This window comes from Streptomyces sp. HSG2 (assembly GCF_016598575.1).
Taxonomy (GTDB): Bacteria; Actinomycetota; Actinomycetes; order Streptomycetales; family Streptomycetaceae; genus Streptomyces.
In genome coordinates, this window is record NZ_CP066801.1 from 4,137,749 (window position 1) to 4,151,607 (window position 13,859).

General features: G+C 71.9%; 11 protein-coding genes. 10 read left to right on the top strand and 1 reads right to left on the bottom strand.

Annotated elements, in window-relative coordinates:
• Nucleotides 1-122 precede the first annotated feature (122 nt).
• Nucleotides 123-671, bottom strand: coding sequence for a carbonic anhydrase (locus JEK78_RS17900; RefSeq protein WP_200260790.1), 549 nt, complete (start codon nt 669-671; stop codon nt 123-125).
• 441 nt (nt 672-1,112) lie between these two features.
• On the opposite strand from JEK78_RS17900, the gene rsmH reads away from it, so the two are divergent.
• The 10 genes from rsmH to JEK78_RS17950 all read left to right on the top strand — a co-directional run bounded on the left by rsmH (nt 1,113) and on the right by JEK78_RS17950 (nt 13,778).
• Complete coding sequence (rsmH, locus tag JEK78_RS17905; protein WP_200260793.1) at nt 1,113-2,069, top strand: 16S rRNA (cytosine(1402)-N(4))-methyltransferase RsmH; 957 nt, start codon at nt 1,113-1,115, stop codon at nt 2,067-2,069.
• A gap of 69 nt (nt 2,070-2,138) precedes the next feature.
• Nucleotides 2,139-2,726 (top strand): septum formation initiator family protein, encoded by a 588-nt coding sequence (locus JEK78_RS17910; RefSeq protein WP_200260796.1) that lies wholly within the window; start codon nt 2,139-2,141, stop codon nt 2,724-2,726.
• Nucleotides 2,727-2,872: 146 nt separating this feature from the next.
• Nucleotides 2,873-4,693 (top strand): penicillin-binding protein 2, encoded by a 1,821-nt coding sequence (locus tag JEK78_RS17915; protein WP_277953045.1) that lies wholly within the window; start codon nt 2,873-2,875, stop codon nt 4,691-4,693.
• 138 nt (nt 4,694-4,831) lie between these two features.
• Nucleotides 4,832-6,397: a UDP-N-acetylmuramoyl-L-alanyl-D-glutamate--2,6-diaminopimelate ligase gene (locus tag JEK78_RS17920; protein WP_242483426.1), complete on the top strand. Its 1,566-nt coding sequence runs from the start codon at nt 4,832-4,834 to the stop codon at nt 6,395-6,397.
• A 28-nt stretch (nt 6,398-6,425) separates the two neighbouring features.
• Nucleotides 6,426-7,841: a UDP-N-acetylmuramoyl-tripeptide--D-alanyl-D-alanine ligase gene (gene murF, locus JEK78_RS17925; RefSeq protein WP_200260801.1), complete on the top strand. Its 1,416-nt coding sequence runs from the start codon at nt 6,426-6,428 to the stop codon at nt 7,839-7,841.
• Complete coding sequence (gene mraY / locus JEK78_RS17930) at nt 7,841-8,932, top strand: phospho-N-acetylmuramoyl-pentapeptide-transferase (RefSeq protein WP_200264235.1); 1,092 nt, start codon at nt 7,841-7,843, stop codon at nt 8,930-8,932. The genes murF and mraY overlap by 1 nt, the downstream gene beginning before the upstream one ends.
• Entirely contained in the window at nt 8,914-10,332 is a 1,419-nt protein-coding gene (gene murD, locus JEK78_RS17935; protein WP_200260804.1) for a UDP-N-acetylmuramoyl-L-alanine--D-glutamate ligase, read from the top strand. Before mraY ends, murD begins: the two co-directional genes overlap by 19 nt.
• A gap of 66 nt (nt 10,333-10,398) precedes the next feature.
• Complete coding sequence (gene ftsW, locus JEK78_RS17940; RefSeq protein WP_200260806.1) at nt 10,399-11,760, top strand: putative lipid II flippase FtsW; 1,362 nt, start codon at nt 10,399-10,401, stop codon at nt 11,758-11,760.
• Nucleotides 11,761-11,766: 6 nt separating this feature from the next.
• On the top strand, nt 11,767-12,852 hold the full coding sequence (murG, locus tag JEK78_RS17945; RefSeq protein ID WP_200260809.1) for an undecaprenyldiphospho-muramoylpentapeptide beta-N-acetylglucosaminyltransferase: 1,086 nt from the start codon (nt 11,767-11,769) through the stop codon (nt 12,850-12,852).
• Between the two features lie 149 nt (nt 12,853-13,001).
• Entirely contained in the window at nt 13,002-13,778 is a 777-nt protein-coding gene (locus tag JEK78_RS17950; protein WP_200260812.1) for an FtsQ-type POTRA domain-containing protein, read from the top strand.
• The last annotated feature ends 81 nt before the right edge of the window (nt 13,779-13,859 follow it).

Consider the following 13,859-nt stretch of genomic DNA (forward strand, 5'->3'; position numbering starts at 1 on the left):
GTCCACGGGCATTCTTGCCGCCGTTATCGATTCGTGTCACTCGACTGTGGACAACCGCGCGGGTTCCGTCTGGCTTGCGTCGTATGTCGCCTCTCGGGGGTCGAGCCCACGCGCGTCGCGGTTCAGACGGTCTCCACCTCGCGCAACAGACCCGTCTTCACGTCGAAGACGAAGCCGCGCACGTCGTCGGTGTGGAGAAGGAAGGGCGAGGTGCGCACGCGCCGCACGGACTGTCGGACGTCCTGGTCCACGTCCCGGAAGGACTCCACGGCCCAGGCGGGACGCTGGCCGACCTCCATCTCCAGGTCGTGGCGGAACTCCTCGGTGAGGGACTCCAGGCCGCAGCCGGTGTGGTGGATCAGGACCACCGCCCGGGTCCCCAGGGCTCGCTGGCTGATGGTCAGGGAGCGGATGACGTCGTCGGTGACGACGCCGCCCGCGTTGCGGATCGTGTGACAGTCTCCGAGGTTCAGGCCGAGCGCGGCGTGCAGGTCGAGGCGCGCGTCCATGCACGCGACCACGGCGACCCGGCGCACGGGGCGCGCGTCCATCCCCGGGTCGGTGAACTCCGCGGAGTAGCGCTCGTTGGCCGCGACGAGGCGATCGGTGACGGAACCGTCGTCGGTCGGGGTGGCGTCCCGGTCGGCGGGGGCCGATGCAGAAGTCGTCATGCGGACGACGTTACTGTCCGGCGGCGACCGAACCGGGTGACGGAACGTGAGAAGTACGGACGAAAAGACCTCGGCCTCGGGTGTCCCGGGGTGGTGTGAGGTAGTCCACAAGGGTGGTGGTCGGGTGACCGTTCGGGTGACCTTCGCCGCTCGGTGCGTCGATCCCGCCGGGGCGCGACGCGCAGGCCGGTTGATTGACCGCGGCACGGGGTGGACTAGAGTGACGCGAGGCGGGAGGCACGGGTCTGCCCGCCGGACTGAACGACATCCGGAGGCCGGGGTCCGCGCCCGGGCCTCCCCACGTGCGCGGCGCGCACGTACGGCTCGGCCTCCTCCCGCTCCCGGTCGGCTGACGCTTCGGGCGCCGGCGGACCTCCCCTTCACGAGCGGGCGGGGACCCGGCGGTGCGTCACTCCGCGTCACTCCTGAGAGGCCGTCCCGTTGATCCAGAGTCGACACGTTCCGGTGATGCTCCAGCGGTGCCTTGACTTGTTGGCGCCCGCGCTCACCCGACCCGGAGCCGTGGTCGTCGACTGCACCCTGGGCTTGGGCGGTCACGGCGAAGCCCTGCTCGCCCGCTTCCCCGAGGCCCGACTCGTCGCGCTCGACCGGGACCGGGAGGCCCTGCGTCTCTCTGCGGAGCGGCTCGCCCCGTACGGAGGCCGGGCGACCCTCGTGCACGCCGTGTACGACGAACTGCCCGAGGTTCTCGACCGGCTCGGCGTCCCCCGGGTCCAAGGCGTCCTCTTCGACCTCGGGGTCTCCTCGATGCAGCTCGACGAGGCGGGACGCGGCTTCGCCTACTCCCAGGACGCGCCGCTCGACATGCGCATGGACCAGACCACCGGCATCAGCGCGGCGGAGGTCCTCAACACCTATCCGCCGGGGGACCTGGTCCGCCTCCTGAGGGTGTACGGCGAGGAGAAGCAGGCCAAGCGGATCGTCGCCGCCGTCGTCCGGGAGCGCGAGCGGGAGCCGTTCACCACCAGCGCTCGACTCGTGCAACTGATCCGCGACGCGCTGCCGCAGGCCGCCAAGCGCACCGGCGGCAACCCGGCCAAGCGCACCTTCCAGGCTCTCCGTATCGAGGTCAACGGGGAGCTGGCGGTGTTGGAGCGGGCCGTCCCCGCCGCCGTGAAGAGGCTGGCCGTCGGCGGACGCATCGCCGTGCTGTCGTACCACTCGCTGGAGGACCGCCTGGTGAAGCAGGTGTTCGCCGCGGGCTCCGCCGACACCGCGCCCCCCGGTATCCCGGTGGTGCCCGAGAGGTACGCCCCCCGACTCAAGCTCCTCACCCGCGGTGCCGAACTTCCCACCGAGGAGGAGATCGTCGAGAATCGGCGGGCGGCGCCGGCGCGGCTGCGTGGCGCGGAGCGTGTCAGGGAGGACGTCGAGTGAGCCGGCCCAGGCGGAGGCGCGATCCCGCGGAAGGCCCGGGAGCCCCGGCTCCGCTGCGGGGGAGCGCGGGTGGCTAGGAACACCGGGGGCGGCGGGGCCGCGAGGCTCCGGCCGCCGGGCGGCGCGCGCGCCGCCCGGACACCGTTCATACTGCTCGTCGTCGTGCTGCTCGGCGGCGGTCTGATCGGCCTGCTCCTGCTGAACTCCGCGCTCAGCGCCGGTTCGTTCCGACTGGACGAACTGAAGCGGGAGACCCGGAGTCTCAGCGACGAGGAACAGGCCCTCCAGCGGGACGTGGACGCCCACTCCGCCCCCGAGGCCCTGGAGCGTCGCGCGCGTGAACTGGGCATGGTGCCCGGCACCGACCCGGCCTTCCTGGAACCCGACGGCACCGTGCGGGGGGTGCCTGTCCCCGCTCCGGACGTCGCCCCCCCGCTGGTCTTCGCCCCTGAGGCCCTGACCGGACCGTCGGGGGTCGATCCGGAGGGTGTCGGGCTTCCCGAGGCCCTCGTGGTGGCCCCCGCGTCGGGCACGGGAAGCGGGGAAGAGGACACCGAGAGTCCGAAGCCGCGCGGATCCCCCGGTGCCCGGTCCCCGGACGCCACCGCGTCGCCACCGACCGACGCACCCGCGTCCCCGCCGACCCAGGGAAGGTGACGGAAGTGGTCGACCCCCGTGACGGGAGGCGGCCGGGACGCCGCGTCCCCGCCCCCGCCCGCGCCGGCTCCCGCGGGTCGACGGGCGCCGCCGCCCGGCCGTCGCCCCGGCGCGGAGGCAAGGCACCCGCGGGCAGGACCCGAGCGTTGCGGTTGGGCAGCCCTCGACCGAGGCTGCGCCTGATCGGCATCGCCCTGGCCCTCGTGTTGATCGCGTTCGTGGTCCGCCTCTTCCAGGTCCAGGCGGTCCAGGCGGGCACCTACGCGGCCAGGGCCGAGCAGAACCGGTACGTGGTGCACACCCTCCCCGCCGAACGCGGCGGCATCACCGACCGCAACGGGGTCGCGCTGGCCACCACCGTGGACGCCTACGACATCACGGCCGACCCCACCATGTTCACCGAGGAGCGGGTCGGCGTCGACGACGGACCCGAGCGGGCCGCCGAACTCCTCGCGCCCGTCCTGGACGAGGACCGTGAGGAACTGGCCGCTCTGCTCCGCCCCGAGAACGAGGAACTGCGCTACGTGCGGCTCGCCCGGGGGCGCACCCCGCAGGTGTGGAACCGGGTCAAGGAGCTGAAGGCCTCGCTCGCGGCCGACGTCCGAGCCGGCCGGGCCGAGGCCGACGTGCTGGCCGGGGTCTTCGCGGACCCCGCCAGCAAGCGGGTGTACCCGGGCGGCACCCTCGCCGCCGGTGTCCTCGGATGGGTGAACGCGGAAGGCGTGGGCGGAGGCGGCCTGGAACGCACCCTGGAGGAGACACTCGCAGGCGAGGACGGCAGAATCCGCTACGCCCAGTCCGGTGGCCTGCGGGTCCCCACCGCCGATTCCACCGAGACCCCGGCCGTGCCCGGCCGGGAGGTCGAGCTGACCCTGGACCGCGACATCCAGTGGGCGGCCCAGCACGCGATCGCCGAGCAGGTGGAGAAGTCGAAGGCCGACGGCGGGTACGTCATCGTCCAGGACACCCGCACCGGCGAGATCCTCGCCATGGCCAACTCCCCCGGCTTCGACCCCGGCGACCTCGCGCACGCGGATCCGGACGCGTTGGGCAATCCCGCCCTGCAGGACGCCTTCGAACCCGGCTCCACCGCCAAGGTGCTGTCGATGGCGGCCGTGCTGGAGGAGGAGGCGGCCACGCCGATGACCCACGTGACCGTCCCCAACCGGCTGCACCGGGGCGACCGACTCTTCCAGGACGACGTCGACCACCCCACGTGGTACCTGACGCTCAACGGCGTACTCGCGAAGTCCAGCAACATCGGGACGATCCTGGCCACCGGCGAACTCGGCGAGACGCAACGGGAGGCCAACCGGGTCCTCTACTCCTACCTCCGCGAGTTCGGGCTCGGGAGCCCCACGGGGCTCGACTTCCCGGGCGAGACACAGGGAATCCTCGCGCCGCCCGACGAGTGGTCCACCTCGCAGCAGTACACGATCCCCTTCGGGCAGGGCGTCTCCATCAACGCCATGCAGGCGGCCTCCGTCTACTCCACCATCGCCAACGGGGGCGTCAGGATCGAACCGACGCTGGTGCGCGGCACCAAGGGCCCGGACGGGCGGTTCGAGCCCGCGCCCGAACCGAAGAAGACCCGTGTGATCAGCGAGAAGACGGCGGGGGTGCTCGCCAGGATGCTGGAGTCCGTCGTCGACGACGAGGAGGGTACCGGCACCACGGCCCGCATCCCCGGCTACCGGGTCGCCGGCAAGACCGGCACCGCCAACCGCGTCGATCCCGAGACCGGGACGTACAACGGCTACACCTCCTCCTTCGCGGGGTTCGCTCCCGCGGACAAGCCTCGCGTCACGGTCTACTGCGCCATCCAGAACGCCACACGGGGCAGCTACTTCGGAGGCAAGATCTGCGGGCCCATCCACCAACAGGTCATGGCCTTCGCCCTCAAGACCCTCAAGGTCCCGCCCACCGGGGCGGACCCCGCCGACATCCCCGTGACCTTCACGCCATGAACAGCACCGATCCGCACCGAGCCCCAGGAACCACCCGTGACCACGATCACCCCCGATCCCGGGAACCAGAACGCCCCCCAGGCACCCCCGGACCCCTCGCCTCGCCCGGAGGCGGCCCGGCCCGGTACGCTCACCGCCGTGTCACAGCCTGATCAGCCCACCACCGACCAGCCGGGTCCCGCCGCGACGTACCCGGGCCCCCCGCGACCGGTGCGGGTCCCCGCCACCCCCCTCGCGGTCCTCGCCGAACAGCTGGGCGCGGCCACGCCGGCGGATCCGGCGGAGGTCACCGGCATCACCCACGACTCGCGGGCGGTCCGACCCGGCGACCTCTACGCGGCGCTCCCCGGCGCCCGCGCCCACGGCGCCGACTTCGTGGACCAGGCCGCCGGACTGGGCGCCACCGCCGTCCTGACCGACGAGGCGGGCCGGGCACGGGCCGCCGCCACCGGGCTGCCCGTCCTGACGGTCGACGACCCGCGACGGCACATGGGCGAGCTGGCGGCCACCATCTACGGCCACCCCGGACGCGATCTCCTGCAGATCGGCATCACCGGCACGTCCGGCAAGACCACCACCGCCTACCTCGTCGAGGGCGGACTGCGCACCGCGAGACGCACCGGCCTCATCGGCACTGTGGAGATGCGCATCGGGGACGAGCGGATCAAGTCCGAACGCACGACCCCCGAGGCCACCGACCTCCAGGCCTTCTTCGCCGTGGCCCGCGAGCGAGGCGCCGAGGCGGTCGCCATGGAGGTCTCCAGCCACGCCCTGGTGCTCGGTCGGGTCGACGGTTGCGTGTTCGACGTCGCCGTCTTCACCAACCTCAGCCCGGAGCACATGGAGTTCCACTCCGACATGGAGGACTACTTCGAGGCCAAGGCGCGGCTGTTCACCCCCGAGCGCAGCAGGCTGGGTGTCGTCAACATCGACGACGAATACGGCAGACGCCTGGTCAAGGAGGCCGCCGTACCGGTGGTCACCTACTCGGCCGAGGGACACCCGGACGCCGACTGGCGCGCCGAGGACGTCGAGGTCGGGCCCCTGCACTCGACGTTCACCGCCGTCGGCCCCCGAGGCGAGCGGGTGGCCGCCACCTCCCCGCTGGCCGGACCGTTCAACGTGGCCAACACCCTGGCGGCGATCGTCGCCCTGGCCGCCGCGGGCCTGGAGGCTCAACCGGCCGCCGACGGGGTCGCGGCGGTCCCCGGAGTCCCGGGCCGCCTGGAGCGGGTGGACGCCGGTCAGGGGTATCTCGCCCTGGTCGACTACGCGCACAAGACCGACGCCGTCGAGTCCGTGCTCAAGGCCCTCCGCAAGGTCACCGACGGTCGGCTGCACGTGGTCCTCGGCTGCGGAGGCGACCGTGACGCCTCCAAGCGCGAACCCATGGGTGCCGCCGCCGCCCGGCACGCCGACACCGCCGTACTGACCTCCGACAACCCGCGCTCCGAGGACCCGCTGGCGATCCTCGCCACCATGCTGCGAGGGGCCGCCTCGGTGCCCGCCCACGAACGCGCCGAAGTCCAGGTCTTCGAGGACCGCGCCGCGGCCGTCGCCGCGGCGGTCGCCCGGGCCGAGCCCGGGGACACGGTGCTGGTCGCCGGCAAGGGGCACGAGCAGGGGCAGGACATCGCCGGCGTGATCCGTCCCTTCGACGACCGCCGGGTGCTGCGCGAGGCGATCCGGAGAACACAGACATGACACCTCCCAAGACCCAGGGGACGAAACGGTGATCGCCCTCTCCCTGGCCGAGGTCGCGGACGTCGTCGGCGGGCGGTTGTGCGACATACCGGACCCCTCCGTACGCGTCACCGGACCGGTCGTTCGCGACTCCCGCGAAGCCGTCCCGGGCAGCCTGTTCGTGGCCTTCGTCGGCGAACGCGTCGACGGCCACGACTTCGCCGCGGAGGTCGTCGGTTCCGGAGCGGTGGCCGTCCTCGGCTCCCGCCCCGTCGGCGCGCCCGCGATCGTGGTGGACGACGTCCAGGCCGCTCTGGGGGCGCTGGCCCGGCACGTCGTGCGCAGACTGGGGGCCGAGGTGGTCGCCTTGACCGGCTCCGCGGGCAAGACCAGCACCAAGGACCTCATCGCGCAGGTGCTCCGGCGCGCCGGTCCTACGGTGTTCACCCCCGGGTCTCTCAACAACGAGATCGGTCTGCCGCTCACCGCCCTGACCGCGACGGCCGAGACGCGCTTCCTGGTGTTGGAGATGGGCGCGCGCGGTATCGGGCACATCGCGTACCTGACGCGCCTGACCCCGCCCCGGATCGGGCTGGTCCTCAACGTCGGTTCCGCGCACCTGGGGGAGTTCGGCGGCCGGGAGCAGATCGCCCGGGCCAAGGGGGAGATCGTCGAGTCCCTGCCGGCGGCGGCCGACGGTGGCGTGGCGATCCTGAACGCCGACGACGCTCTGGTGCGGGCCATGGCCTCCCGGACGGCGGCGCGGGTGGTCCTCTTCGGGGAGTCCGACGAAGCGGACGTTCGCGCCGAGAACGTGCGCCTCACCGACGGCGGACGGCCCGCGTTCAGGCTCCACACACCCTCCGGTGCGAGTGATGTGACGATGCGCCTGTACGGTGAGCATCACGTGTCGAACGCGCTCGCCGCCGCCGCCGTCGCCCACGAGTTGGGCATGTCCGCAGACGAGATCGCCGTCGCGCTCTCCGAGGCGGGCTCCCTCTCCCGCTGGCGGATGGAGGTCACCGAGCGCTCCGACGGTGTGACGATCGTCAACGACGCCTACAACGCGAACCCCGAGTCCATGCGAGCCGCCCTCCGCGCGCTCGCGGCCATGGGCGGGGAGCGTCGCACGTGGGCGGTGCTCGGAGCGATGGCCGAGCTGGGTGACGAGGCGCTCGCCGAGCACGACGCGGTCGGACGGCTCGCCGTCCGACTCAACGTCAGCAAGCTCGTCGCGGTGGGGGGCAGGGAAGCCGCCTGGCTGCGACTGGGCGCATATAACGAGGGTTCGTGGGGTGAGGAGTCGGTGCACGTGTCCGACGCACAGGCGGCTGTCGACCTGTTGCGCAGCGAGCTGCGCCCGGGGGACGTGGTACTCGTGAAGGCATCCCGGTCCGTGGGGCTGGAGAGGGTCGCCGCGGCGCTGTTGGAGACCGGCGCCGAGGGTGAGGTCGCCGCCCGATGATGAAGCAGATCCTGTTCGCGGGGGTCATCGGCCTGTTCCTGACGTTGGTCGGCACCCCGTTGCTGATCAAGCTGCTGGCCCGCAAGGGCTACGGTCAGTACATCCGCGACGACGGCCCCCGTGAGCACGCCAGCAAGCGCGGTACGCCGACGATGGGCGGAATCGCCTTCATCCTCGCCACCGTCGCCGCGTACTTCCTGGCCAAGGTGATCACCAGCTCTTTGGACGGCGAGGCGGACGCGACCCCGACCTTCTCGGGGTTGTTGGTCCTCGGCCTGATGGTCGGGATGGGCCTGGTCGGCTTTCTCGACGACTACATCAAGATCGTCAAACGCCGTTCGCTGGGTCTGCGCGCCAAGGCGAAGATGGCGGGACAGTTGATCGTCGGCATCGCCTTCGCGGTGCTCTCGTTGCAGTTCGCCGACAACCGAGGCAACACGCCGGCCTCCACCAAGCTGTCGTTCATCACTGACTTCGGCTGGTCGATCGGGCCGGTGTTGTTCGTGGTCTGGGCGCTGTTCATGATCCTGGCCATGTCCAACGGAGTGAATCTCACCGACGGGCTTGACGGATTGGCCACCGGCGCGTCGGTGCTCGTCTTCGGCGCCTACACCTTCATCGGCGTCTGGCAGTTCCAGGAGTCCTGTGCCAACGCGAGCACCCTGACCAATCCCAACGCCTGCTTCGAGGTACGCGACCCGCTCGACCTGGCGGTGGTCGCCTCGGCGTTGATGGGGTCCTGTCTGGGCTTCCTGTGGTGGAACACCTCGCCTGCCAAGATCTTCATGGGTGACACCGGTTCGTTGGCCCTGGGGGGCGTGCTCGCCGGTCTGGCGATCTGCTCCCGCACCGAGTTGCTGATCGCGATCCTCGGCGGTCTGTTCGTCCTCATCACCATGTCCGTGGTCATCCAGGTCGGTTCCTTCCGGCTCACGGGGAAGCGGGTGTTCCGGATGGCGCCCCTCCAACACCACTTCGAACTCAAGGGGTGGTCCGAGGTACTGGTGGTGGTCCGGTTCTGGATCATCCAGGGCATCTGTGTGATCGTCGGACTGGGACTCTTCTACGCGGGATGGGCAGCGGACAAGTGACCGACTGGCAGGGTTCGCACGTCACCGTCGCCGGACTGGGCGTCTCGGGCGTCCCGGCGGCGAGGATCCTGCGTCGCCTCGGCGCGCGCGTCACCGTCGTCGACGACGGCGACGACGACCGCGCGCGCGCGCGGGCCGACGAACTCCGGGCGCTCGGCGTCACGGTGAGGTTGGGGGACGGGGACACCCTGCCGGAGGGAAGCGACCTGGTCGTCACCGCGCCCGGGTGGAGACCCGACAAGCCGCTCTTCGCGGGGGCGCGCGCGGCCGGCGTCCCGGTCTGGGGGGACGTCGAGCTGGCCTGGCGGTTGCGCGGCCCCGACGCGGCGCCCTGGCTCGCGGTCACCGGGACCAACGGCAAGACGACGACGGTGCGGATGCTCGCCGCCATCCTGGAGGCGGCGGGCCTGCGCACCGCCGCCGTCGGCAACATCGGGACGTCCGTGCTGGAGGCGGTGACCGAGGAGAAGCCGTACGACGTTCTCGCTGTGGAGCTGTCCAGCTACCAACTCCACTGGGCCCCGTCGGTCCGCGCCCACTCGGCGGCCGTCCTCAACCTCGCCCCCGACCACCTCGACTGGCACGGCTCGATGGACGCCTACGCCCGCGACAAGGGCCGGGTCTACGAGGGCAACCGTGTGGCCTGCGTCTACAACGCGGGGGACCCGGCCACCGAGGAACTGGTGCGCGCCGCCGATGTGGAGGAGGGCTGCCGAGCCGTCGGTTTCACCCTGGGAACGCCCGCCCCCTCGCAACTCGGGGTGGTGGAGGGCATCCTCGTCGACCGGGCCTTCGTCGCGGACCCGAGGAGCGCGCGGGAACTCGCCGAGGTGTCCGATGTCGACCCGCCGGCTCCGCACAACATCGCCAACGCCCTCGCGGCGGCGGCGCTGGCCCGGGCCCACGGGGTGCCCGCTTCGGCCGTGCGCGACGGACTGCGCGCCTTCACCCCCGAGGCGCACCGCATCGCGCGCGTCGCCGAGGTGGACGGGGTGGTCTACGTCGACGACTCCAAGGCCACCAACACGCATGCCGCCGAGGCGTCCCTGCGGTCCTACGATTCCGTCGTCTGGATCGCCGGAGGGCTGGCCAAGGGGGCGGTCTTCGGCGACCTCGTCGCCGCCGCCGCGCCCCGACTGCGGGGCGTGGTGCTCATCGGCGCGGACCGCGCGTTGATCGGCGAGGCCCTGGCGCGACACGCGCCCGAGGTACCCGTCGTCGACCTCGACCGGACCGACACTGGGGCGATGCGCCAGGCCGTCGAGGAGGCGAGCCGACTCGCCCGCCCCGGTGACACGGTGCTGCTCGCCCCGGCCTGTGCGTCGATGGACATGTTCACCAACTACAGCCGGCGTGGCGAGGCCTTCGCCGGGGCCGTTCGCGAACTCGGCGCGCGGTAGCCGGCCTCGGGCACCCGGCGACCTCGGGAGAAGACGTGGGACGCGCGAGTGACAGCGGAGGCGCCGATGCCCGCTAGCCGCACAGGCCGGCCGCCCGTGCGACGGACGACCGGACCACCCCCCGCGACACGACGGCCGGGTGGGAACCCGGCGGCGCGGCTGGTGGCTCGGGCCCGCGCGACCTGGGACAGGCCCCTCACCGCGTACTATCTGATCGTCGGCGGCAGTGCCCTGATCACCGTGCTCGGCCTGGTGATGGTCTACTCCGCCTCCCAGATCACCGCGCTCGACCTGTCGCTGCCGGGGTCGTACTTCTTCCGCAAGCAGGCTCTGGCCGCGCTGATCGGGGCGGTGCTCCTGCTGGTCGCGACACGCGTGCCGGTGCGGTTGCACCGGGCGCTGGCCTATCCGATCCTGGCCGGCACCGTGTTCCTGATGGCGCTGGTCCCGGTCCCGGGGATCGGGGTGGCCGTCAACGGCAACCAGAACTGGCTGTCGGTGGGCGGTTCGTTCCAGCTCCAGCCGAGCGAGTTCGGCAAGCTGGCCCTCGTGCTCTGGGCCGCGGATCTGCTGGCCCGCAAGCACGAGAGGAGGTTGCTCGCCCAGTGGAAGCACATGCTCGTGCCCTTGGTGCCGGTCGCCTTCCTGCTGCTCGGCCTCATCATGCTCGGCGGCGACATGGGGACCGCCGTCATCGTCACGGCGATCCTCTTCGGCATGCTCTGGCTGGCCGGGGCGCCGACGCGACTCTTCGTCGGGATCCTGGCGGTCGTCGGACTGCTGGGCTCCCTCCTCATCGCCACCAGCGACAACCGGATGGCCAGGCTCGCCTGCGTGGGGGCCACCGAGCCGGGCCCCGACGACGTCTGCTGGCAGGCGGTGCACGGGATCTACGCCCTCGCCTCCGGCGGGCTGTTCGGGTCCGGACTGGGTGCGGGAGTGGAGAAATGGGGACAACTCCCGGAAGCCCACACGGACTTCATCTTCGCCGTGACCGGTGAGGAACTCGGCCTGGCCGGGACTCTGTCGGTCCTCGCGCTGTTCGCGGCTCTAGGCTATGCGGGTATCCGCGTGGCCGGACGCACGGAGGACCCCTTCGTGAGGTACGCCGCGGGAGGTGTCACCATCTGGATCACGGCCCAGGCCGTGATCAACATCGGTGCCGTCCTCGGGCTCCTGCCGATCGCCGGGATCCCGCTCCCGCTGTTCTCCTACGGAGGGTCGGCCCTGCTGACGACGATGTTCGCCATCGGGCTGCTCGTCGCGTTCGCGCGGGACGAGCCCGCCGCGAGGGCGGCGCTCGCGATGCGGCAACCTCGCTTTGGTAGAAAGCGGGGGGCCCGGGTCACCCGGTCCGACCGGGGACCCCGGAGTTGGAAGACGATGAGACGGCGCGCCTCGGTGGCGCGTTCGTCCGGAGAGCGGTGAATTTCGGTGCATGTCGTACTCGCCGGCGGAGGAACCGCGGGCCACATCGAGCCCGCGCTCGCCCTCGCGGACGCCCTGCGCAGGCAGGACCCGACCGTGGGCATCACGGCTCTGGGCACGGAACGGGGCCTGGAGACACGCCTGGTGCCCGAGCGCGGGTACGAGCTGGCGCTGATCCCGGCCGTTCCGCTGCCCCGCAAGCCGACGCCTGAGCTGATCACGGTTCCGGGGCGGTTGCGAGGCACGATCAAGGCGACGGAGCAGATCCTGGAGCGCACCCGGGCCGACGTCGTGGTCGGTTTCGGCGGCTACGTGGCGCTGCCCGGCTACCTCGCCGCGAAGCGTCTGGGGGTGCCCATCGTCGTCCACGAGGCCAACGCCCGTCCCGGGTTGGCCAACAAGATCGGCTCCCGATACGCCAGCCAGGTGGCCGTCTCCACGCCCGACAGCAAGCTGCGCAACTCCCGTTACATCGGCATCCCGTTGCGCCGGTCGGTCGCCACCCTCGACCGTGCCGCCGCCCGCCAGGAGGGCCGCGCCTCCTTCGGGCTGGACCCCAACCTCCCGACCCTGCTGGTCTCGGGAGGTTCGCAGGGTGCCCGACGCCTCAACGAGGTGGTCCAGCGGGCGGCCCCCCGGCTGCAGCAGGCCGGGGTCCAGATCCTGCACGCGGTGGGGCCGAAGAACGAGCTGCCGCGGCTCCCGCAGATGCCCGGCATGCCTCCCTACGTGCCGGTCGCCTACCTGGACCGGATGGACCTCGCCTACGCCGCGGCGGACATGATGCTCTGCCGGGCCGGTGCCATGACCGTCGCGGAGCTGTCCGCCGTCGGACTCCCGGCCGCCTACGTCCCCCTGCCCATCGGCAACGGGGAACAGCGACTCAACGCCCAGCCCGTGGTCAAGGCGGGCGGTGGGTTGCTGGTGGACGACGCCGACCTCACCCCCGAGTGGCTGCAACAGCACGTCCTCCCGGTGTTGGCCGACCCGCACCGGCTGTACGAGATGTCCCGCGCGGCCTCCGAGTTCGGCCGCAGGGACGCCGACGAGCTGCTCGTCGGCATGGTGCGCGAGGCCGTCGCCGCACGGTAGGGCGGGGCGAACGCGCGACCGAGGCCGGCCGCTGTGCCTCGTGGCGCGGGGGCGACGGCGCGGCGAGGCGTCGTGCCGTCGGGAGCCGGGCGAGACTGGCGAGGCGCGCGAGGACCCTCTCCCGCGCTCCTTCACGAAAGGCAGGGGATGTGGCCGGACCGACAGCCACCGCCGAGCGCGTTGCCCGTACCCCGGGGACGTCCGGCCCGGCCCGACGTCCCCGGCTCCGCGGGTGGTTTCGTAGGATCGTCATCCTGGGGCTTCCGTCCGTGTTCCTTGCCGCGTCGGGTTGGTCGCTGTACGGGTCGGACTGGTTCCGAGTCGAGCGGGTGTCGGTGGAAGGCGCCCGTGTCCTGACCGACGACGCGATCCGCGACGTTGCGGGCGTTCCCCTGGGCGACCCCTTGGTCTCCGTCGACACCGACGCCGCGGCGGAGCGAATCCGCCGCGAACTCCCCAGGATCGACACGGTCGATGTGCGCCGGTCCTGGCCCGGTGAGATCGTCCTCGCCGTGGTCGAACGCACCCCGGTGCTGGTGGTGGCCGAGGGGGACGCCTTCGTCGAGGTCGACGACGACGGAGTCCGGTACGCCACCGTCGCGCGCGCGCCCTCCGGAGTACCGCTCCTGGACATCTCGCCCCGTTCGACCGCCTCCAATCGGTTCGGGGAGGACCGTTTGGCGCGCGAGGCCGTGCTGGTGGCCCAGGAGATCCCGGACGAGGTCGCCCGGGTCGCCCGGACCGTCGAGGTCCGCTCCCTCGACGAGATCACGCTGGAGTTGAGTGACGGGCGCACCGTGTCGTGGGGGAGCGGCGAGCGGGGCGCCGACAAGGCACGCGCTCTCACCGCGCTGATGAAGGCGGCACCGGACGCCCGTCACTTCGACGTGAGCGCACCCAGCGCCCCCGCGTCATCGGGCAGTTGACGCACACCTGCGCGGCCCAGCACCCTGAGTGGGCAGCGCTACGGCTGATCACATAGGGTGAAAAGAAAAACGGGAGGTTCG